This is a genomic window from Streptomyces sulfonofaciens, from assembly GCF_014656295.1.
Classification (GTDB): Bacteria; Actinomycetota; Actinomycetes; order Streptomycetales; family Streptomycetaceae; genus Streptomyces; species Streptomyces sulfonofaciens.
Genome location: NZ_BNCD01000003.1, coordinates 203,784 through 224,531, shown reverse-complemented (window position 1 = coordinate 224,531; position 20,748 = coordinate 203,784). Strand labels below are relative to the sequence as shown.

The following is a 20,748-nucleotide window of genomic DNA, read 5'->3' as shown; positions in this document are numbered from 1 at the left end:
TCAGCCGTGCCCGAGAGCAGCGGATCCATCGGACGTACTCCCGAGACGAACGTCATCGACTTCCGTGCCGCGGAGCAGCTTCTTTCGGCGCGCGACCCGCGGGGCGCCGTGAAGCTCCTCGACCCCGTCATCGCGGCCCACCCGGAGAACACGGCGGCGCGCCTGCTGCGCGCGCGTGCCTTCTTCGCCGCCGCGCAACTGCGCTCCGCCGAGTTGGAGTTCGGTGTCGTGCTGGAGCGCGAGCCCGACAACGCGTTCGCGCACTTCGCGCTCGCCCGCACCTATGAGCGCGGTGGCCGCCCCGAACAGGCACTGCGGCATTTCAGACTCGCCGCCGCCCTCGACCCACGGCCGCAGTACGTGGCGGCGGCACGCTTCGACTCCTGAGCAGGCGCGCAGGCAGGGCGGCCCGGCGCGCGGCCGCCGGCCCCGGTGGGCGGGGCGGCCGACCGGGCGGCACTCCGCCCCGTTCAGCGGTGTGACGGCGGCTGGTACGGCGGCACGTCGCGGCCCGGCTGGAAGTGCGGACCCTGCCGGATGTGCCGCACGACGATCACCAGGTCGACGACCACGATCAGCCACAGGATGGCGAAGGCGACGGTCCAACCCGGGCGCTCCGCGATCGCGAAGGCGACGGTGCCGCCGGTCGTCCAGATCAGGCCCCAGATGCTCAGCCAGAAGCGCATCCTCAGCGGACTGCGCGCGGTCATGGGCTCACTGCCCGTACGCATACGACCACCCTCCTTCCTCGGACCCGGCCGAGGAGCGTGGTGCTCCGCTGTCAGTGTGCGGCGTCCGTCCCCGGGGGACAAACCGGGCTCAAACACGGATGGTGGTCGCAGGAACCACGCAGCGCGACGGGTCGTTGGGGAAGGAGAGGGCCGGCGTGGATGCGCCGGGCAGGCGGGGCACCGGGGGGCAGGGACATGAGCGGCGGGACGCGGCAGGGGTGCACGGGCACGGGACCCGGCGCGATCACGCCGGACGGCTGCGCGGTCGATCTCTACAGCCGCCTGTCCGTCGGTGACGAGCCGGACATCATCGCGGCGGCCCTCCCACCCGGGGCACACATCCTGGAACTCGGCAGCGGCGTCGGCCGGGTGACACACCCGCTGCTCGACCGCGGCTTCACGGTCACCGCGGTGGACGAGTCCGCCGAGATGCTGGCCCGCGTCCGTGGCGCGCGCACCGTGCGCTCGTCCATCGAGGCCCTCGACCTCGGCGAGACGTTCGATGCGGTCGTCCTCGCCTCGTTCCTGGTGCACGCCGGTGACATCGAGGTGCGCCGCGGCCTCCTCGCGAGCTGCCGCCGCCATGTCGCCGACGACGGCTGCGTCCTCATCCAGCGCGAAGGCGAGAACTACCACACCGGAGTTCCGCGCGAGCGGATCGACCCCGGCGGCTACACGGTGCGCATAGCCTCCGCCGAGCCGGTGGGCGACGGGGTGAACTCCGTTCGCGCGGAGTACGTGTTCCCCGATGCCACCTGGACCCAGACCTTCCTCGCGCGCCCGCTCACCAATGAGGCGTTCGAGGCCGCGGTGGCGGAGGCGGGGCTGAGGATCGACCGGTATCTGACGGCCGACCGGACCTGGGCGCGGGCGGTGCCACGGCTCTGACGCTGCACCGCCCGCGGCTCCGACACGTCGGGCGCTGCCCGCCCGGTCCTCCCCTCACCGCGTGGCGAGGAACGGTCCGTGCCAGACTGGCTACGGAACGTCAGGGGAGGGGCCGGGGCCGGCGCCCGGGCCGCTCATACCGCGGCTGAGGCCGCGCAGGCGCTCCATGTCGCGGCGGTCCCGCTTCGTCGGGCGCCCGGCGCCACGATCGCGCACTCCCGCGGGTGCCACGGCCTCGCGGGGCGGGGGAGGCGGGCTGTTGTCGACATAGCACTCCACGGCCAGTGGGGCGCCGACCCGCTTGCGGATGACCCGCTTCACCACGACGACCCGCTCACGGCCCGCATGCCTCAGCCGTACCTCGTCACCCGCCCGCACCGCGTACGCGGGCTTCACGCGCTCACCATTGACCCGTACGTGCCCGCCCCGGCAGGCGGTGGCCGCCATGGAGCGCGACTTCACCAGCCGTACGGACCAGATCCAGCTATCCACCCGCACGGCACCGGGCGCCTCCGGCAGCGCCCTGTCGTCCTTCACGGGCGACGACGGCGCCGTACCGCTCGAAGCTTCTGTGGCCATGCCTTGACCTTAGTCGCCCAGGGCGGCGGGGGCGGAACGCTTTTCGGCGGTTTCCGGATGTCGCGGGTCGGCCGCTGCCCGTACCGGCGAAGGGGAGTCACGCCCGTACCGTGGAAGGATGGACAGCGTAGGCACTTCAGGCGCTCCGTACGCCTCCCGCACCGCGGACACCGGCGGCGTCCGGGACACCACCGCAGCCCCGGACGGCACCGGAACCCACACCCGCACGGTCGAAGGCGCCGCTACCGCGGCTACTGCGGACGGGCCGGGCGCCGAGAAGGCCCTGGAAGTCCTGGACCGGCGCATCACCGAGTGCCGCGCGTGCCCCCGGCTGGTCGAGTGGCGCGAGGAGGTCGCCCGCACCAAGCGCGCGGCGTTCGCGGACTGGACGTACTGGGGCCGTCCCGTCCCCGGCTTCGGCCCCGCGGACGCCTCCCTGATGATCGTCGGCCTGGCCCCAGCCGCGCACGGCGCGAACCGCACGGGCCGGATGTTCACGGGCGACAGCTCCGGCGACGTGCTCTTCGCGGCCCTGCACGCGGTGGGACTCGCCTCCAGCCCCACCGCCGTGCGCGCCGACGACGGCCTGAGGCTGTACGGCGTCCGCATCACCTCGCCCGTGCACTGCGCGCCGCCCGCCAACAAACCCACCCCGCACGAGCGGGACACCTGCCGGCCCTGGCTGGAGACCGAGCTGCGCACGATGCGCCCGACCCTGCGCGCCCTGATCGTGCTGGGCGCCTTCGGCTGGCAGGCGACGCTCCCCGCACTCGCCGCGGCAGGATGGACGGTGCCGCGCCCCCGCCCCGCCTTCGCCCATGGTGCCCGGGTGAGTCTCGTCGCGGCCGACGGCGGCCCCCCGCTCGACGTCTTCGGCTGCTTCCACGTCAGCCAGCGCAACACGTTCACGGGCCGTCTGACCCCGCCGATGCTCCGAGAGGTGCTGAGGGACGGAGCGCGGGCGGCGGGCCTCGACCGCCCCCAGTCTCCTGCGCCGTGAGGCGGGGAGCCGCCACCCCGGAGGCACCCGGCGTCGCGGACCTCACCGCGGACCCCGCCGCGGCCCCTCGTGGGTCCCGCATGCCCGCACGCCTCAGGCCCCGCGGTCGTCAGGCTTCGTGACGTCGGGCCGGGGGGACGCCAGGTCCCTTGCACATCGCTCCGGTCGGCGCCGGCCGGTCGGCGCGAACTCTGTTGGACTCGCGGTCGGTCGGGTCAGGCGGTCGGGTCAGGCGGTTCGGTCAGGGGGTCGGGTCAGGCGGTTCGGTCAGGGGGTCGGACCAGGCCGGCGTACGGCGACGGTGGGGTCGCACAGTCCGCGTAGCTCGTAGCCGAGGACGGCGGGTTCGGGACCGACGCGCGGGTCGACGCGCATCCGGACGCCGGGCTGACGAAGGGGCGGGACGGGAAATCCTGAACCGAGCGGAGCCGCAACGGCTAGTGTGGACGGTCCGTCGGTCGAAACCATGACCAAGGGGGAGCACATGGACCCGGAGTTGACCGCGCTGGCCGCGTCGGGGGCGACCGCGTTGGTGCAGCAGATGGTGAACGACGGGTGGGCGCAGGTGCGGGAGCGGCTGGCGCGGGCCTTCTCACGGGGGCGTCCCGGACCGGGAGACGAGGCCGGGGCCGGGGCGGAGGCCGTACGCGCCGTCCGGGAGGAGCTGGAAGCCTCGCGTGAGGACCTCGTCGCCGCGCGCGAGGCGGGTGACCAGGACGTCGAGGCGGACGTCGAGGCGGAGTGGCGCAGCCGCCTGCGGCGTGCACTGCACGCCGACCCGCGGTTCGCGGAGGAACTCCGCGGCCTGCTCGACGGTTTGGGCCCGCAGGCCCCGGCCGACGCCGGGGGCGACACCTACAACACCGTCATCGGGGGTGCGCACGGGATCGTGGTGCAGGCGCGCACCGTCGGGTCGCCGCACATCACCCCGCAGCCGCCGCACCAACACCCCTGAGGGACCGATGACCCGGCAGGACGGCACGATGGACGACGACGCCTTCCTCGACCACGTCGGGGACCGCCTCGCCGCCCTGCCCGCCGTCGAGGCGGTCGCCCTCGGCGGTTCGCGCGCGCAGGGCACCCATGGGCCAGGCAGCGACTGGGACCTCGCCGTCTACTACCGCGGCTCCTTCGACCCGGCCGGACTGCGCGCCCTCGGCTGGCCGGGCGAGATCTCCGAGGTGGGCGGCTGGGGCGGTGGGATCTTCAACGGCGGTGCCTGGCTCACCGTCGACGACCGCCGCGTCGATGTGCACTACCGCGACCTCGACGTCGTCGAGCACGAACTCGCCGAGGCGCGCGCGGGCCGTTGCCACTGGGAGCCGCTGATGTTCCACCTGGCCGGCATCCCCAGCTACCTGGTCGTCGCAGAACTCGCCGTCAACCGCGTCCTGCGCGGCAGGGCACCGCGCCCCGGCGCCTACCCCGAGCCGCTGCGCCGCACCGCTCCCGGGATGTGGCACGGCAGGGCGGCCGCCACGCTCCACTACGCCCGCCACAACAACGCTCCCCGCGGCCAGCTCACCGAGGTGGCGGGCGCCGTCGCCACCGCCGCAGCCCAGTCCGCCCACGCGGTCCTCGCCGCCCGCGGCCAGTGGGTGACCAACGAGAAGACGTTGCTGGAACGGGCCGGGCTGCGGGAGGTCGACGCCGTCATCGCCTCCCTGACCGGCGGGCCCGACGCGCTCGCGCGGGCGATCGGCGAGGCCGAGGCGCTCTTGCGCACCGCGGCGGCCTCCACCGAGTAGCCGCGCAACGGCACGGCAGGCCGTAGGCGTCGCGGTGGGCCGAACTCCGTCACAGCGGGTCGCCGCCCCTACGGCGGGCCGAACTCCGTTGCGGTGGGAGGCGTCCGGCACGGCGGGCCTCGGTCGGTGCCGACGGGCAGCACCAGGTCACGGCAGCTCCGCGGGGCACGGGCGGGGGGCCGCGGCGCGGCGGGCACGCGCGGGGGGCCGTGACGCCCGCGAGGAGCGGCCCCCGACCGCATCGTGCGCTCGGGGGCCGCTCGCCGACATGGCAGCCGTGGACGCCGGCTACTCGCCCGAGGGCTTGGGCAGCGTGCATCCCTGCGCGGTCAGATCGATCTTGTTGCCGGTTCCGACGCAGGCCGGGATGATGTAGGTCTCCTCGGCGTAGTTGGTGCCCTGGTGGACCGTCACGTTGCCGTCCTCGTCGACCTCGCACGGGTTGTTGACGGTGCACCGCTGGCCGTCTTCGTTACCCGTGTTGTTGACCGCGACGACCTGGCCGCTCGCGTCGTCGACGACCGGTGAACCGGAGGTGCCGCCGATCGTCTCGCACTCCGGGGTGTAGCGGACGGAGTCCTTCCAGGTCCAGTCGCCCTCCTTCAGCCGGTAGACGAAGCCGTCGATGTTGCAACTGTAGGTCTGCTGCCAGTAGCCGGAGACGACGGTGATCGCCTTGCCCGCGGTGGGGTGCTGGTCGGAGAGGTCGAGCGGCTTGATGCCGTAGTCGCTCTCGATCTCCTCGTAGGTGCTGTCGAGCTCGTACAGCGAGATGTCCGTGTCGGTCATCGTCGCGTACGCGACCTTGTCCGCCCGCAGCGTGCCGACGGAGTCGGCGTCCGCGTCCAGCAGGTCGAAGGTGCGGCTGGAGGGCTGGTCGACGATGACCTCGCCGGCCGCCGGGAAGCCGGTCTCCAGGCAGTGCCCGTTGGAGAGCACGAGGCCGGGGTCGCTCGGCTTGGAGTCCGGCATCCGCACCAGCGAGCCCGAGCAGTTGCTGAGCGCGACCGTGCCCGCGAAGTCGACCGCCCGGACATGCGGGTGGCCGGTGTGGTGCGTGCTCGTGGCCGCCTCCGCCGTGCCCGCGGGCAGGGTCGTGGCCATCGCCGGGGTTGCCCCTGCGCCGAGCAGCAGCAGGGCGCAGAACGCGCCGACAAGAGGTTTTCTCATGTGGGGGGTTCCTCTTCGGTTTCGGTCCTCGATGCGGTGCTGTGACCGCTGTTGTCATGCGCATTCTCGATGCACGGGCGCATTTGGACAACAGGGGGCAGCGGTTCGGGGGTGTCGGCTCACAAGTCCGGTGCGGTGTCGGCGGTGTCGGCGCTGGGGTCCGGGGAGACGGGCGGCGGGGGGCGGGTGCGAGGAGCGGCCCGCGCGGCGCAGGCGCCGGGGGCGGGTGCGGGGACGGGTGCGGGGGCCAGGGGCCGGAGCCCGGGGGGCCCGGCGGCCGTCGGTGCGGCCGTCGGTTCGCGGTCGGCCGCCGTCTTCCCTCCCGTCACACAACTCCCTTACCTTTCGGACACGTTGATGGCCGTCGCGAGGAGGGCGAAGGAAATGAAGAGACGTGTCACTGGTGCGGTCGTGACCATGGCCGCGGCGGGCTCGCTCGTACTCGGCGCGGGCCCCACGCTCGCCGCGGACCCCGGGCAGTCGCCGTACTCGGCCACCACCGCCGTGGGCGTGCACAACTCCTACGACAAGGCGAAGTACCCGTACTTCGCCGACGCGCTGGACTCCGGAGCCGGCCTGCTGGAACTGGACGTGTGGACCAACCAGTTCGGCAGCTCCTGGCGCGTCTCGCACGACAACCCGCTCGGCAACGACAACAACTGCGAGAACGCCACCACCCCGGGCGACCTGCGCAGCAAGGCCACCAACCAGGATCTCGGCGGCTGCCTCGCCGACATCAGGACGTGGCACGACGCGCACCCCGGCCACCGCCCCGTCCTGCTCAAGGTGGAGATGAAGGACGGCTTCGCGGCGAACAGGGGGCGCGGGCCCGCCGAGCTGGACTCCCTGCTCTCCGGCAGGCTCGGCGACGCCCTCTTCAGGCCCGCCGACCTCGCCGCCGGCCACGCCACGCTCGACGAGGCCGTCCAGGCGGGCGGCTGGCCGTCCCGTGCCGCGCTCGCCGGCAAGTTCATCGTGGAGCTGATACCGGGCACGGTGGAGGAGCAGAACCCGCTCGACTCGCTGTGGACCGACGAGGAGTACGCCGCACACCTGCGGGACCTGGCCGCCGTCGGACGCCTCCAGGACGCCGCCGCCTTCCCCGCCGTCCACGGGGCCGAGGCCGGCGACCCGCGCACCAGCCGCTACGACGCCTCGCTGCGCCCCTGGTTCGTCGTGTTCGACGGCGACGCGTCCGCGTACGCGGGCGGCGGCATCGACACCTCGTGGTACGCCTCCCACGGCTACCTCGTCATCATGACCGACGCCCAGAACGTGCCTCCGGCCATCGACGGCACCAACCCGACAGAGCAGCAGGCCCTGGACCGCGTCGCCCTGCTCGCCAAGGACAACGCCAGCATCGTGTCGTCGGACTGGTACCCGCTGCCCCACGTGCTGTCGACCGTGCTTCCCCGGGGGTAGCCGACTCCTCTTCGCGAACCGTGCTCCCCGGGCGGCACCGTGCTCCCCGGGCGGCACCGTGGTCCCGCGGGGCGCTGCTCGCCCGGGAGGCGGTGCCGACAGGAGCCCTCGTGCGCGCCGGAGGCGGTCAGGCCGGGCGGCGGCCGGCCGGGGACCGGCCCGCCCTCACGTGGAGTACGCGCTCGACCACGCGGGAGCGGTCCCCGTGATCCCGCACAGTGCCAGATAGAGCGGGATCGGCGGAGTGTAGGGAACACTTCCGTCCGGCCGGTGGATCAGACAGGGCGGACGGAGCGCGTCCGGTACGAGGGCCCCGGCGGTGTAGCGCGCCGGCGCCGGCCACTCGAGGGCCACGTCCGAGTCCGACGGCACGATCCACCACCAGTGCTCCCCGTCGCCGTACACGCACCCCACACGCGGCAGCCGGTCGAGCACCCGACGGCCGTAGGCGGCCGGTACGGCGACCGTGTCGCAGCCGAGCGGTGCCGTCATCCCGGAGGGCACCGCAAGGCGCGCGCAGGGCGCCGGACGCGGCTCCCTTCTGCGGGTGAAACCGACCAGCGTGTCGAGGCTCAGCAGAGCTGGTGTCATGACACCCATTCGGCCCCCGTTCCGCGGACGCTGTCCGCTGCCGGCCCCGTGCGGCGGTCCGCCGCCTCATGGGGCAGTTCCGCCCACACCTGCAGGCCGGGGCCGGTCTCGAGTGCACCCCAGGCACTGCAGACGGCCGCGACGAGGAGCAATCCCCTCCCGTGCTCCTCTTCGTCCCGGCAGACCGAAGGACTGGGGTCACCCGGCGACCGACCCTCGTCGCCCACCGCTATGCGCACCTTGCCGTCCTCGTCGCGCAACTCGCACACGATCTGCCGGGAGGAGGTGTGCACGATGGCGTTCGTGACCAGCTCGGACACGATCAGCGCGGCAGAGTCGCACGTGTCCTCGCAGACCGCCCAGGCCGTCAACCAGGCACGCGTCATTCTCCGGGCCTGCGCAGCGGAGCCCGGATGAGCTGCCAGCTCGAAGCGGAGATGACGCACAACGGCCTCCAGCGGGAGCACCGCCGCCGCGGTATCGCTACCCGTACCGGTTTCGATGGCCGTCGTTCTTAACGGCACGGACGGAGTCACGCTTGCCACTATCTCCCTGCCGTGAACACTTGGCAAGTGGCACTCTGGAAAGTGCAGAGTGCACTGTGTGCGAGTGAGGGCCCGTGGCACACTGCTCGCAGTGGCTCGCCGCGCGGCCGGTTCCGGCCTGCGCAGGCCGCCCGGAGACCTCGACCGCACCGGGCTGAACCGCGTGGCCCGCAGATGACGGGGACCGGACGTGTGCAACGCTGACCAGGTGGAGGTGGGACGTGAGTGAACCGCGGTCTGCACCGACGGTCGGCCAGGTCGTCCTCGGCCGGCGCCTCCAGGACCTGCGTGAACGTGCGGGTCTCAAGCGCGAGGAGGCCGCGCGAGTGCTGCGGGTGGCGCCCGCCACGGTCCGCCGCATGGAGATGGCCGAGGTCGCCCTCAAGATCCCGTACCTCCAGCTCCTGCTGAGGTCCTACGGCATCGGCGACGAGGAAGCGGCGGACTTCGTCGCACTCGCCGAGGAGGCCAACAGGCCCGGCTGGTGGCAGCGCTTCCACGACATCCTTCCCGGCTGGTTCTCGATGTACGTCAGCCTGGAAGGCGCGGCAAGTCTCATCCGATCGTATGAGCCCCACTTCGTGCCCGGCCTGTTGCAGACCGAGGACTACGCGCGCGCGGTGCTGCACTCCGGCGCCATCGGCCAGACCAGGCCCGAGGACATCGAGCGGCACGTGGCGCTGCGCATGCAGCGGCAGCAACTGCTCACCCGCGAGAACGCCCCGCGCCTGTGGGTGGTCATGGACGAGACCGCGCTGCGCAGGCCCGTCGGTGACACGGACGTCATGCGCGGGCAGATCGACCGTCTGCTGAAGGCGTCGAAGCTGCCCCATGTGACGCTGCAGATCGCGCAGTTCGCGTCCGGACCGCATCCCGGCACCTACGGGCCCTTCGTGCTGTTCCGATTCGCCATGCCGGAACTCCCCGACATGGTCTACAGCGAGTACCTGACCGGCGCCGTCTACCTGGACGCGCGTGCCGAGGTGGCGACCCACCTGGAGGTCATGGACCGCATGGCGGCGCACGCCGCCACAGCACATCGCACGAAGGAGATCCTCCGGGATCTCCGCAAGGAGCTGTGAATGCAACAACCCCCCATATACAACGGAATGCCCTCCAGCGACCTGGGCACGGAGGGCTGGCACAAACCGTGGAGCGGCGGCAACGGCGGCAACTGCGTGGAGGCCATGAAGCTCGCGGACGGCAGGGTGGCCGTTCGGCAGTCCGCCGACCCCGACGGGCCCGCCCTGATCTACACCCTTGGCGAAATCAGTGCGTTCATCCTGGGTGCCAAGGCCGGGGAAGCGGATTTCCTGCTGTCCTGACCGGGGCACTGCACTGCGCAGGCACCCCCCACACAGAGTTTCTGGAGCCCTCATCATGCCCGTGCACGACACCGCCGTACCGCGGGATCCGTCGCACATAGACACCAGCAAGCCGCATCCGGCCCGCATGTACGACTGGTTCCTCGGCGGCAAGGACAACTACCCGGTCGACGAGGAAATGGGCAGGCAACTCGTCGCGCTGGAGCCGCGTCTGCCGGTCATGGCACGTGTCAACAGAGCCTTCATGCACCGTGCCACCCGCTGGCTGGCCGGCAACGGCGTACGGCAGTTCCTGGACATCGGCACCGGCATCCCGACCGAGCCGAACCTGCACCAGGTCGCCCAGCAGGTCGCTCCCGCGGCGCGCGTCGTCTACTGCGACAACGACCCGATCGTGCTGGCCCACGCCGAGGCGCTGCTGCGCAGCGCGCCGGAGGGCGTCACCGCGTACGTGCAGGCCGATGTGCGCGACACGGACACCATCCTGCGGCGGGCCGGAGAGTTCCTGGACTTCGACCGGCCCGTCGCGCTCTCCCTCGTCGCCCTGCTGCACTTCATCCGGGACGAGGACGGGGCGGGCGACCTGGTGGACCGTCTGGTGTCCGCTCTCCCCTCCGGAAGCTTCCTGATGCTGTCCCATGCTTCGGCGGACTTCACGCCGGACACCGCCAAGGAGGCCACCGAGCTCTACCAGTCCCGCGACGTCGCGCTGTCCCTGCGCACCGGCGAGCAGATCACGCGGTTCTTCGACGGCCTCGACCTCGTCGACCCGGGAGTGGTGGTCGTCCCCCAGTGGCATCCGGAACTCGGCGATCCGGTGCCCGGCCAGGACGACGGCCCCATCCCCGGGTACGCGGCGGTGGGGCGCAAGCCGTAACGCTCCACGGGTGTGAGACGGCGGAAGGCGGCCGGGTCCTCGCGGGGCCGGGCCGCCTTCCCGTACGTTTCGGGGCCGTGCCGTCTCACACCGACATCGGCCGGTCGAAGGGCCCGATCGGCGACGGGAGCCTGGTCGTTCCCGTCAGATGGCGGTCCACCGCCGACGCCGCCGCCCGGCCCTCCGCGATCGCCCAGACGATCAGCGACGGGCCGCGCGCCGCGTCGCCCGCCGCGAAGACGCCCGGTACAGGGGTGGCGAAGCCCCGGTCGCGTTCCAGTGTGCCGCGCCCGTCCAGTTCGAGGCCGAGCTGGTCGAGGATCCCGTCACCGCGGCCCGGACCCGAGAAGCCGAGGGCGAGCAGTACCAGGTCGGCGGCGAGTTCGCGCTCCGTGCCCGTCCTCGGCTGCCGCTCGTCGTCCACCTCGACCAGCCGCACGGCCCGCACCCGCCCCCGGCCGTCGCCGGAGAACTTGAGGGTGGACGCGGCGAACAGCCGTGCGTCCGCGTCGGCCGCGGGTGCCGTGCCGAGATCGCGGGCCTCCTCGTGCGCGGCGGACATCCGGTAGATCCTGGGATGCGTGGGCCAGGGCTCGGCGGCCTCGTCCCGCTCCTTTCCCGGTTGCGGATAGATGTCCAGTTGGGTCACCGACCGGGCACCGTCCCGGACCGCGGTGCCCAGGCAGTCCGCCCCGGTGTCGCCGCCGCCGACGATGACGACGTCCCGGCCCGCGGCGGACATCGGCGAGGCGGTGATGTCGCCCTGCTGCACGCGGTTGGCCAGCGGCAGGTACTCCATCGCCTGGTGGATGCCGGCCAGACCCCGGCCCGGTACGGGCAGCTCCCGCCAGGCCGTGGCGCCCATGGCGAGGAGCACGGCGTCATAGCGCCCGCGGAGTTCGCGGGCTCCGAGGTCGCGTCCGACGTCGGTGCCGGTACGGAACCTGGTGCCCTCCTCGCGCATCTGCTCGATGCGCCGGTCGAGCCGGTACTTCTCCATCTTGAACGAGGGGATGCCGTACCGCAGCAGCCCGCCCGGCCGGTCGTCGCGCTCGTACACGGCGACCGTGTGCCCGGCCCGGGTCAGTTGCTGTGCGGCGGCGAGCCCGGCGGGCCCCGAACCGACCACGGCGACCGTCCTGCCGGTCAGGCGGCGCGGCGGCTTGGGCGGTGCGTAGCCCTCGGCCCAGGCGCGGTCGGCGATGGCCGCCTCGACGTTCCTGATGGTCACGGCGGGTTGGTTGATGGCCAGCACACAGCCCGACTCGCACGGTGCGGGGCAGAGCAGACCGGTGAACTCGGGGAAGTTGTCGGTTGCGTGCAACCGCTCCGCCGCGGCCTGCCAGTCGTCGCGGGCGACCAGGATGTTCCACTCCGGAACGAGGTTGCCGAGCGGGCACGCCTCGTGACAGAACGGGATCCCGCAGTCCATGCAGCGTCCGGCCTGCTCGCCGACGATCGGCAGCAGCGCGCCGGGAACGGCGACCTCGTCCCAGTCCCGCACCCGCTCCTCGACGGGCCGGCGCGGCCACTCCCGGCGCGGGGTGTGCATAAAGCCCTCGGGGTCGGCCATGGCCGCCTCCTGGCCCACGGCCGCAGATCGGCGCACCGGCGCGGCCGGGGCAGCATCGTCTCGTAAGTCTGTCCTGTCGTGCGTCTGTCCTGTCGTGCTTTTTCCCATGATGCCCGGGATTACGCGGGTCGCGTGGCGCGGAGTGCCGCTGTCGTTCCGCGCTTCGCCGTTTCGCCGTTTCGCCGCATCGGCGGTTCTGCGGTTCGGCGTGTACCTGTAGTCGTGGGACCGCCTCCGTGTGTGCGGTGTGCGGTGTGCGGTGTGCGGTGTGCGGTGTGCGGTGTGCCTGCGCCGGTGCGCCGGGGCGTCCGTCCTGCCGGCCGGTACGGGCGCGGTCGCGTGCGCGTGCCCACCCGGGCGCGCTCGGGCGTGCGCGGGGCCTCACCCCGTCCAGGCCGGCCGTCGCGGGTCGTCCGCGCGTACCAGCACATCGGCCGCCCCCGCCGGGTCCACCTCGTGCTCGTACCGTTCGAAGGCGGGCAACGTCCACTGCGTCTGCGGGGGAGTGCGCCGCCGCAGGGCGCCCGGGGAGAGCTGTACGTGCACGGTGCGGTCGAAGGGGAACCAGTGGTGCAGCAGCAGCGGCCCGTGCAGCAGGAGCAGCCCGCCGGGCGGCAGGGCCACGCGCGGGCTGCGCGTGGCGCGGTCGGTGACCGGATCCCAGAGGTCGGGCAGTACCCGGCCGTCACCGTCCGCCTGCAGCGGTCCGAACACCTCCCGCCACAGCGCCCCCGTGTCGAACCAGGCGTCGTAGTAGGTCTCCACGTCCTCGCGCCCGTGCTCCAGGCGCAGCGAGGCGGGCCGCAGGAACCCCTCCACGCCGACCACGAGCGAGGGCCTGCCGAGCAGCCGCAGCACCTCGGCGACCCGGTCGGCCAGCTCTCCGGGCCGGGCGGCGGGAGCGCCGTCGAACGCGATCCTCGGCCAGGCGCCGCCGTCCTCGGGCTTCAGGTCGGCCAGCCGCTCGGCGAGCGCCTCGCCGAGCCTCTCCCAGGTGATCGCTTCCAATCGCACCCGGCCCATGATGCCTCCCGTAGGTCCTGCGGTGTGCCGCGGCTCTCCCGCCGGTAGGATGCCGCGTACACGTCAAACTTCCTCGTGCGGGGCGGGCCCGACGACCAGGAGTCCGTCTGCCATGGGAAAACGCCCGCTCCTCGTGTCCCTCGCGGCCTTCGCGGCGCTGCTGCTCGCAGCCGCCCCCGCGGCCCTGGGCGCCGCAGGCACCCCGCACCCCGCCGGTGCCCCGGCCGCCCCCGCCCACCGGATCGCGTGCGCTCCGCCGGTGCTGTTCTGCGAGAACTTCGACGCGCTGGCGCCAGGTCACGCCGAGAGCCCGAACTGGGACACCGTCGCAACGGGCGGCACGCTCACCGTCGAGGCGGCCGGAACCGGCGGACGGAACCTGCACGTCAGCACCCGGGGCAATGGCAGTGCCTTTCTCCGCGTGAACGGTTTCGCACCGCCCGGAAACAGCTTCTGGGGCCGCCTGCGCGTGCGCGTCGACGCCTTCCCCACCGCTCCCGACTGGGCGCACTGGACACTCGTCGAGGCCGCCGGTGAAGGCCCCGGCCTCATCCGGCCGCTGGGCGGCCAGTACGTGCCCGACGTGGGCGGCGATCTGTGGGGCGTGGGCTCCGACGGCGGGCCGACCGGCGACTGGACGGCCTGGCGGGAGTCCGCCCCGGCCCGGGCGGGCGTGTGGCAGTGCCTGGAGTGGCAGATGGACGCCGCCGACAACCGGATCGCCGTCTGGATCAACGGCCGGTCACAGCCGGACCTCACCGTCGACACCACGCACCACGGCGGCAACCCGGTCGACTTCGTCTTCCCGAGCTTCCGCACCGTCGAGCTCGGCTGGCAGCTCTACCAGGCCGACCCCGTACCGGACGGCTACGACCTCCGCCTGGACGACATCGCCCTGAGCACCGAACGGGTCGGCTGCGAGGCCGGGAGCGGACGGGGCGGGAGCGCACACGGCAGCGAAGCGGACTGACCCAGCCGGTGCGGGGCGGCGCAGCCCGCCGGTGGAGGCGGGAGCGGGGTCCGGGCTGATGGGCGAAAGCCCCCGGGGAGGGGCGCTGGGGCCGGGTGCCGAGGGCACAGCGCCGGTGGCGGCCGGACGCCGTCCTGCCGCCGCTTGCCCTCGTGCCGCCGACTGCCGCCGATCGCCGTCGCGTGCCGCCGACTGCCGCCGCGCGGCCGCCGGGGTGAGCCGGTCCGCGGGTACCCGGCCCGGTGCAGAACCCGTCCCCGACCGGGTTTGCGCTCGCGTGTCAGGGAGAGTCGGCAAGCAGCGCAAGGCAGACTGGCAAACGAACCGCACGGTGCGGCGCGAACGAGCGCCGGGCTCGGTGCCGTCACGCGCGCCGCGCCGGCGGTCCGGTATGTGGAGGTGTTTATGACCACCGCCGGAGACATCATGCACCGCGGCGCCCAGTGGATCCCCGCAACGGAGACCCTGGACAGGGCCGCGCAGATGATGCGCGAAATGGACGTGGGCGCACTGCCCATCAGCGACTCCAACGAGCGGATGTGCGGCATGCTCACGGACCGCGACATCGTGGTGGGCTGCATCGCCGCGGGGCACGACCCGTCGAGGACGACCGCGGGCGACATGGCCCAGGGCACCCCGCGCTGGGTGACCACCGACTCCGATGTGAGCGACGCGCTCCAGCAGATGCAGGGCCACCAGATCCGCCGCCTGCCCGTGATCGACGAGAACAAGAGGCTCGTCGGCATGATCAGCGAGGCGGATCTCGCCGGCCACCTGCCGGAGGGCCAGCTCGCACGGTGGGCCGAGGACGTCTACGCGATGCCCTGAGCGGCCCTGGGCGGTCCTGAGCTGAGCGGGCGTGCCCCTGCGTGCGCCGACGCGGCGGCGGCTTCACCGCGCGGCACCGGGTCAGAGCCAACCGGCGCGCCGGAACCCCCGGTACAGCAGGAGGCAGGCCGTCACGATCACGACCCACACCAGCCCGTATCCGAACCTCCAGTGGAGTTCGGGCATGTGGTCGAAGTTCATGCCGTAGATGCCGCAGACCATCGTCGGAACGGCGATCACGGCGGCATAGGCGGTGATCTTCCGCATGTCCTCGTTCTGCTTGACGGTCACCTGGGCCAGGTGCGCCTGCAGGATGGAGTTCAGCAGGTCGTCGAAGGCGGCGGCCTGCTCGACGGCCCTGGCCAGGTGGTCGCCCACGTCGCGGAAGTAGGCGCGTATATCCGGGGCGATCAGCCGTATCCGCTCGGTCGCGAGCACCTCCAGCGGGCGGGCGAGGGGCAGCACCGCGCGCTTGAGTTCCAGCAGCTCACGCTTGAGCTGGTAGATGCGGCCCGGATCGGTGCGGGCGCCGTCCTCGGCGAAGACGTCGGTCTCCACCTGGTCGATGTCGTCCTGCACCGCGTCGGTGACGGCCACGTACTCGTCCACGACGTGGTCCGCTATCGCGTGCAGGACCGCGGCCGGGCCCTTGGCGAGCTGCTCGGGGTCGGCCTCCAGACCCTCGCGCACCGGCCCCAGCGAGCCATGCCGTCCGTGCCGGACGGTGATGACGAAGTCGGGGCCGACGAAGACCATGATCTCGCCGCTGTCCACCACCTCGCTCGTGGCGGTGAGCTCGGCGTGCTCCACGTAGCAGACCGTCTTGAACACGGCGAAGAGGAAGTCGCCGTACTGCTCCACCTTCGGGCGCTGGTGGGCGTCCACCGCGTCCTCCACGGCGAGCGGGTGCAGGCCGAACAGCTCGGCGACGTCCTTGAACTCCTCCTGGGAGGGCTCGTGCAGCCCCAGCCAGACGAAGCCCTCGCCCGCCGCGCGGACCCGCTCGACCGCGTCGACGAGTCCGTGCCCGCCCGGCTGGCGGACACCGCCGTGGTACGTGACGCAGTTCACCACCGTGGAGCCGAGGGGTGAGCGTGCGTGGTGGCTCAGGTCGACGGTGCGGGTACGGCCGCGCGTCAGACGCGCCACCTTCCGCAGGCCGCCCACACCGCGAAGGTCCCGGACCCTTCGGAGATTGCCGGCCATCGACATGTACGGCTCCTTGCCCTGGACTGTGCTTTCGGCGGGCCAGTCTGCCAGCACCCGCCCAAACGCGTTGCGCCCTGTGGACAACCCCACGGCGCCCGCGACGCCCCATGCGCCCCCAATACCGGACGGCATGCCTCCGCCACGCTGCCCGCCCCGCGACCCGACCGTCACCTGCGTCGCGGCCCGCACCCGTGGCCCTGCCCCGCCGGCCGTCCACCGTCATCGCTCCCGGCGCCCGGCCGGCGGCCTCCCACCGAGCGCGGCGACGGCGCGCGCCCCCGCGCGGCACCCCTCGACCGCTGCCCCCTCGGCCGGCGTGCCCGCGAGCAGTGCTGCGAGGAACGCCCCCGTGAAGGCGTCCCCGGCGCCCGTGGAGTCCTTCGGCACGACCGGGAAGGACGGCACCCGGGCCCGTACGGCACCGTCCCGCGCCACGAGTGCGCCGTCCGCGCCCCGCTTCGCCACCACCAGTGGAAACAGCGTGCTCAGCTTGGCCGCGGCGGCCACCGCATCGGTGAGACCGGTCAGCAGCCGCGTCTCGTCCTCGCTGGGCAGCAGGACGTCCACCCCGTCGAGCAGCGACAGGAAGCGCCCGACGCCCAGTTCCCGCAGGAACCCCGCCGACGCGGGATCACAGCTCACCCGTACTCCACGCGCGCGGGCCGATGCCACCGCCGTCACCACCAGGTCGCGCCCCGACGGTGAGAAGAGGAGGTAGCCCGACAGGTGCACATGAGCGATGCCGTCCAGCACGGCGGCCGACCAGTCGGCGGGGGAGAGCCGCACGGACGCTCCGCTGTCGGACAGGAAGGTGCGTTCCGCGGCTGCCGCCCCGTCCACCAGGCAGACCACCGTGCCCGTCGGCGCCTCCGGGTGGACGACGAGCTGGGGAACGACGCCCGCCGCCACCAGCGCCCGCCGGTGCCAGTCGGCGGACTCGGCCCCCACGCAGCCGAGCAGCCGAACCGCGGAGCACCCCCAGTGAGCCGCCCAGCAGGCGACGTTGGCCCCCGCTCCACCCGGCAGCACCCGCACGGTGGCCGAGGTGTCCGTGCCGTGCTTCAGCGGGCCGTGGTGGCGCGCCACGACGTCGGTGACCACGTCCCCGACCACCAGCAGCCCTCCGGGGCCGCCCGGGCCGGCGCTCACATCCTCGACCAGGCCGCGGCGATGCGTCCCGCCAGGCGCACGTTGCCGCGCACCGCGGCCAGGTTGGCTGCCAGGGAGGCGCCGTCCGTGTGGCGGACCAGGTAGTCGAGGAGGAAGGGCGTGACGGCCTGTCCGGTCACGCCCCGCTCGTCGCACTCCCGCAGCGCGTCGGCCAGCACACGCGCGTGGAGCACGGGATCGAGCTGCTCCGACTCGGGCACCGGATGGGCGACGATCAGCGCCGAGTTCGGGCCCGCGAGCATGTCCTGGGCCCGCATGACCGCCGCCACCTCGTCCGGCGTGCGCAGCGTCCAGTCCACCGGATGGCCCGAGTCGGCCAGGTAGAACCCCGGGAAGCGCGAGGTGCCGTACCCGGCCACCGCCACGCCCAGCGTCTCCAGCCGCTGCAAGGTCGCCGGCACGTCCAGGATCGACTTCACGCCCGCGCACACCACCGTGATCCGGGTGCGGGCCAGCAGTCCGAGGTCGGCCGACTCGTCCTGCGTCACCGTCCACTCCCTGTGGACCCCGCCGAGCCCGCCCGTCGCGAACACCCGCACCCCCGCGCGGGCGGCGAGCAGCGCCGTCGCCGACACGGTGGTCGCGCCGCTCGCCCCGGCCGCCACCGCCAGCGGCAGGTCGCGGTGCCCCAGCTTGCGTATGCCGTCCTCGCCCGCGATCCGCTCCAACTGCGCGGGCCTGAGACCGACATGGGGCCGCCCGTCCAGCACCGCCGTCGTCGCCGGTACGGCTCCCTCGTCCCGCACCGCCTCCTCCAGCTCCAGGGCGACCTGGAGATTGCGGGGGCGCGGCAGCCCGTGCGCGATGATCGTGGACTCCAGGGCGACGACCGGGCGCCCGGTCGCGAGCGCCTGCCGAACCTCTTCCGACACCACCAGCACGAGTCTCTCCCGCCTCCAGAACGTGTCCCAGGGGCGCCGCGAAGCGCCTTCTGACATCTTCGGCGGGCGACCCACCGCGCCAAACCTGCCGCCGCGCACGCCCGGCGCGAGCCCTGGCGCATGACAGGTCACACAGGCGGTTCGTCCGCACCGGGCGCTCCCCGCGGTACCGCAGGTCCTGGCGCCGCGGCGGAGGGCGCCGGCGAACGGGGCGCCGTGGGCGGACGGGCCGGCGGGGCCCGGCTCGACCACGTCGTGCTGGCGGGCGCATGACCCGGTGGTGTCCGCGGAGTCCTGCGCGAAGGTGCCCGGCCCGCCCGCACTGCGGTCGGGCGCGTTCTCCGAGGGCTCGGTGCCCTTCCCCTCGGTCCGCCCCGATGGAGGAGACCTCTTCGACCTGATGCCGCTGGAGACGGCGCCCCGTATGACGACGGTCCCCGACGCCGCGCGCAGCGCCGGCCACCCCGCCAACCACGTCTGCGTCGCCCTGCCGTCCGCCGCGTCCGACTGCGCCCCCGGGGCGCGGCTCCAGAGCACGGCGTGCCCGTCTCGGAGATCCGGGAACGCCTTCGGAGCCCGTGGTGAGGCCCCGTCGCAGCTTCTGCCTCCCCGACCCGGACGGCAACTCTCCCGACCCGGACGAGAACGTGCTCGTGGCACGGCACTACGACCCGTCACCGGCGCACGAGTAGCCGCCGGGCGCCCACCTCCGCGCCCTTCGCTTTTCGAGGCACCCTTCGAACGCCGTGTCCGCCCGCGGCCACCGCCGCCCGCCCCGCCCGGCGCGTCTGGCCGGGGGCACGGGCGGGCAGGATGCATACGCGCGCGTGGTGCACGTTGACCCCCCGGTGTGCCCACGCGCGCGTGTCGGCCGCCGAACTCAGAGGGGCTTCACCCCCTCAAGGGCGCCGTGCGGGTCGAGGACGTACTTGTGGCTCGCGCCCTTGTCGAACTCCGCGTAGCCCCGCGGCGCGTCCTCCAGGCTGAGGACCGTGGCGTTGACGGCCTTCGCGATCTGCACCCGGTCGTGCAGGATCGCCTGCATCAGGCCGCGGTGGTACTTCATCACCGGGCACTGGCCGGTGGTGAACCGGTGGCTCTTGGCCCAGCCGAGCCCGAGGCGCACCTTCAGGGTGCCCACCCGGGCCTCGTCGTCCGAACTGCCCGGGTCCTCGGTGACGTACAGTCCGGGTATACCCAGCGCGCCTCCCGCGCGCGTGACGGTCATCAGGGAGTTGAGGACCGTGGCCGGGGCCTCCTCGCCCTCCCTGGTGTGCGCCCTCGCCTCGAAGCCGACCGCGTCGACCGCCGCGTCGACCTCCGGCACGCCCAGGATCTCGGCGATCTGGTCCTCCAGGGTGCCCTGGGTCAGGTCGACCGTCTCGCAGCCGAAACTGCGGGCCTGGGCCAGGCGGTCGGTGTTGAGGTCGCCCACGATGACCGAGCCCGCGCCCAGAAGCTGCGCAGCGGCAGCGGCGGCGAGGCCGACCGGTCCCGCGCCCGCGATGTACACCGAGGAGCCCACGCCCGCACCCGAGCTCACCACGCCGTGGTAGCCGGTCGGGAAGATGTCGGACAGCATCGTCAGGTCCAGCAGCTTCTCGCGCGCCTGGTCCCGGTCCGGGAAGGGCAGCACGTTGAAGTCCGCGTAGGGGACCATGACGTACTCGGCCTGACCGCCGACCCAGCCGCCCATGTCGACGTAGCCGTAGGCGCCGCCCGGACGCCCCGGGTTCACGTTGAGGCAGATCCCGGTCTGGCGCTCCTTGCAGTTGCGGCAGCGGCCGCAGGCGATGTTGAACGGCACGGAGACGATGTCCCCGACCTGGACGAACTCCACGTCCGGACCGCGTTCCACCACCTCGCCGGTGATCTCGTGGCCGAGGACGAGGCCCTCGGGCGCGGTGGTGCGGCCACGCACCATGTGCTGGTCGCTGCCGCAGATGTTGGTGGCGAGCACCTTGAGGATGGCTCCGTGCCGGCACTTGCGGCCGACGTTCGCAGGCGCCACGCCCGGCCCGTCCTTGAGCTCCAGCGTCGGATAGTCGATGTCGTGGACCTCGACCGTCCCCGGCCTGATGTAGCTGACTGCCCGGTTGTTCATGAGATCGCCGTCCCTTCGGCTTCCGTGATCCGGATTCCTGCTGGGCCAGCGCAGGGCAGCGCCCCGCGGCTTACGGCGCTGTGTTCCTCGGGCGGCGGCCCACCGCCGGGCGGG

The 20,748-nt window shown here is 73.1% G+C and carries 23 protein-coding genes; 12 read left to right on the top strand and 11 right to left on the bottom strand.

The genetic code is table 11. The annotated features are described in order from the left end of the window. Positions 1–6 precede the first annotated feature (6 nt). Positions 7–387: a tetratricopeptide repeat protein gene (locus IE313_RS06800; RefSeq protein WP_189930026.1), complete on the top strand. Its 381-nt coding sequence runs from the start codon at positions 7–9 to the stop codon at positions 385–387. An 83-nt stretch (positions 388–470) separates the two neighbouring features. Here the strand turns inward: IE313_RS06800 and IE313_RS06795 are convergent, their stop codons facing one another. Next, positions 471–731, bottom strand: coding sequence for a DUF6343 family protein (locus IE313_RS06795; protein ID WP_189930025.1), 261 nt, complete (start codon positions 729–731; stop codon positions 471–473). Positions 732–926: 195 nt separating this feature from the next. Between IE313_RS06795 and IE313_RS06790 the strand changes: the two genes are divergently transcribed. After that, on the top strand, positions 927–1,619 hold the full coding sequence (locus IE313_RS06790) for a class I SAM-dependent methyltransferase (RefSeq protein WP_189930024.1): 693 nt from the start codon (positions 927–929) through the stop codon (positions 1,617–1,619). A gap of 90 nt (positions 1,620–1,709) precedes the next feature. On the opposite strand, the gene IE313_RS06785 is transcribed toward IE313_RS06790, so the two are convergent. Then, a complete protein-coding gene (locus tag IE313_RS06785) occupies positions 1,710–2,198 on the bottom strand; it encodes an RNA-binding S4 domain-containing protein (protein ID WP_189930023.1) in 489 nt (162 codons plus the stop codon). A gap of 118 nt (positions 2,199–2,316) precedes the next feature. On the opposite strand from IE313_RS06785, the gene IE313_RS06780 reads away from it, so the two are divergent. From IE313_RS06780 to IE313_RS06770, 3 genes are all read left to right on the top strand, one after another. Next, a complete protein-coding gene (locus IE313_RS06780) occupies positions 2,317–3,198 on the top strand; it encodes a uracil-DNA glycosylase (RefSeq protein ID WP_189930022.1) in 882 nt (293 codons plus the stop codon). Between the two features lie 466 nt (positions 3,199–3,664). Continuing rightward, positions 3,665–4,153 carry a hypothetical protein gene (locus IE313_RS06775; RefSeq protein WP_229924433.1) on the top strand — a complete coding sequence of 163 codons (489 nt, stop codon included), beginning with the start codon at positions 3,665–3,667 and terminating at the stop codon, positions 4,151–4,153. A gap of 7 nt (positions 4,154–4,160) precedes the next feature. Beyond that, positions 4,161–4,946: a nucleotidyltransferase domain-containing protein gene (locus IE313_RS06770; RefSeq protein ID WP_229924432.1), complete on the top strand. Its 786-nt coding sequence runs from the start codon at positions 4,161–4,163 to the stop codon at positions 4,944–4,946. A gap of 288 nt (positions 4,947–5,234) precedes the next feature. On the opposite strand, the gene IE313_RS06765 is transcribed toward IE313_RS06770, so the two are convergent. After that, on the bottom strand, positions 5,235–6,116 hold the full coding sequence (locus tag IE313_RS06765) for a S1 family peptidase (RefSeq protein WP_189930021.1): 882 nt from the start codon (positions 6,114–6,116) through the stop codon (positions 5,235–5,237). Between the two features lie 384 nt (positions 6,117–6,500). On the opposite strand from IE313_RS06765, the gene IE313_RS06760 reads away from it, so the two are divergent. Further along, on the top strand, positions 6,501–7,538 hold the full coding sequence (locus IE313_RS06760; RefSeq protein WP_189930020.1) for a phosphatidylinositol-specific phospholipase C domain-containing protein: 1,038 nt from the start codon (positions 6,501–6,503) through the stop codon (positions 7,536–7,538). Between the two features lie 165 nt (positions 7,539–7,703). Here the strand turns inward: IE313_RS06760 and IE313_RS06755 are convergent, their stop codons facing one another. Together IE313_RS06755 and IE313_RS06750 are read right to left on the bottom strand one after the other, a co-directional pair. Next, on the bottom strand, positions 7,704–8,138 hold the full coding sequence (locus IE313_RS06755; RefSeq protein WP_189930019.1) for a hypothetical protein: 435 nt from the start codon (positions 8,136–8,138) through the stop codon (positions 7,704–7,706). Continuing rightward, complete coding sequence (locus IE313_RS06750; protein ID WP_373316928.1) at positions 8,126–8,515, bottom strand: ATP-binding protein; 390 nt, start codon at positions 8,513–8,515, stop codon at positions 8,126–8,128. Before IE313_RS06750 ends, IE313_RS06755 begins: the two co-directional genes overlap by 13 nt. Before the next feature lie 380 nt (positions 8,516–8,895). On the opposite strand from IE313_RS06750, the gene IE313_RS06745 reads away from it, so the two are divergent. Genes IE313_RS06745 through IE313_RS06735 form a run of 3 tightly spaced genes read left to right on the top strand, consistent with a single transcriptional unit; the run spans position 8,896 to position 10,876 of the window. Beyond that, on the top strand, positions 8,896–9,756 hold the full coding sequence (locus tag IE313_RS06745; protein ID WP_189930017.1) for a Sco1979 family transcriptional regulator: 861 nt from the start codon (positions 8,896–8,898) through the stop codon (positions 9,754–9,756). Beyond that, entirely contained in the window at positions 9,757–9,999 is a 243-nt protein-coding gene (locus IE313_RS06740; RefSeq protein WP_189930016.1) for a DUF397 domain-containing protein, read from the top strand. Positions 10,000–10,054: 55 nt separating this feature from the next. After that, the gene (locus IE313_RS06735; protein WP_189930015.1) at positions 10,055–10,876 is read left to right on the top strand and encodes an SAM-dependent methyltransferase; all 822 of its coding nucleotides are present in this window, start codon (positions 10,055–10,057) and stop codon (positions 10,874–10,876) included. An 85-nt stretch (positions 10,877–10,961) separates the two neighbouring features. On the opposite strand, the gene IE313_RS06730 is transcribed toward IE313_RS06735, so the two are convergent. Continuing rightward, the gene (locus IE313_RS06730; protein WP_189930014.1) at positions 10,962–12,449 is read right to left on the bottom strand and encodes a glutamate synthase subunit beta; all 1,488 of its coding nucleotides are present in this window, start codon (positions 12,447–12,449) and stop codon (positions 10,962–10,964) included. A 381-nt stretch (positions 12,450–12,830) separates the two neighbouring features. Then, a complete protein-coding gene (locus tag IE313_RS06725) occupies positions 12,831–13,472 on the bottom strand; it encodes a nucleoside/nucleotide kinase family protein (RefSeq protein WP_189930013.1) in 642 nt (213 codons plus the stop codon). A 112-nt stretch (positions 13,473–13,584) separates the two neighbouring features. On the opposite strand from IE313_RS06725, the gene IE313_RS06720 reads away from it, so the two are divergent. Then, positions 13,585–14,442: a hypothetical protein gene (locus IE313_RS06720; RefSeq protein ID WP_189930012.1), complete on the top strand. Its 858-nt coding sequence runs from the start codon at positions 13,585–13,587 to the stop codon at positions 14,440–14,442. 405 nt (positions 14,443–14,847) lie between these two features. After that, entirely contained in the window at positions 14,848–15,270 is a 423-nt protein-coding gene (locus IE313_RS06715) for a CBS domain-containing protein (protein ID WP_189930011.1), read from the top strand. Between the two features lie 81 nt (positions 15,271–15,351). Here IE313_RS06715 and corA read toward each other — a convergent pair whose 3' ends face one another. The 3 genes from corA to IE313_RS06700 form a co-directional block, all read right to left on the bottom strand. Beyond that, entirely contained in the window at positions 15,352–16,482 is a 1,131-nt protein-coding gene (gene corA, locus IE313_RS06710) for a magnesium/cobalt transporter CorA (protein WP_189930010.1), read from the bottom strand. 216 nt (positions 16,483–16,698) lie between these two features. Next, positions 16,699–17,628: a carbohydrate kinase family protein gene (locus IE313_RS06705; protein WP_229924431.1), complete on the bottom strand. Its 930-nt coding sequence runs from the start codon at positions 17,626–17,628 to the stop codon at positions 16,699–16,701. After that, a complete protein-coding gene (locus tag IE313_RS06700) occupies positions 17,625–18,587 on the bottom strand; it encodes a pseudouridine-5'-phosphate glycosidase (protein WP_189930009.1) in 963 nt (320 codons plus the stop codon). Before IE313_RS06700 ends, IE313_RS06705 begins: the two co-directional genes overlap by 4 nt. Positions 18,588–18,650: 63 nt before the next feature. On the opposite strand from IE313_RS06700, the gene IE313_RS36160 reads away from it, so the two are divergent. Then, entirely contained in the window at positions 18,651–18,803 is a 153-nt protein-coding gene (locus IE313_RS36160) for a hypothetical protein (protein ID WP_308439145.1), read from the top strand. Between the two features lie 607 nt (positions 18,804–19,410). Here IE313_RS36160 and fdhA read toward each other — a convergent pair. Then, entirely contained in the window at positions 19,411–20,634 is a 1,224-nt protein-coding gene (gene fdhA / locus IE313_RS06690; protein WP_189930008.1) for a formaldehyde dehydrogenase, glutathione-independent, read from the bottom strand. Positions 20,635–20,748: the final 114 nt, after the last annotated feature.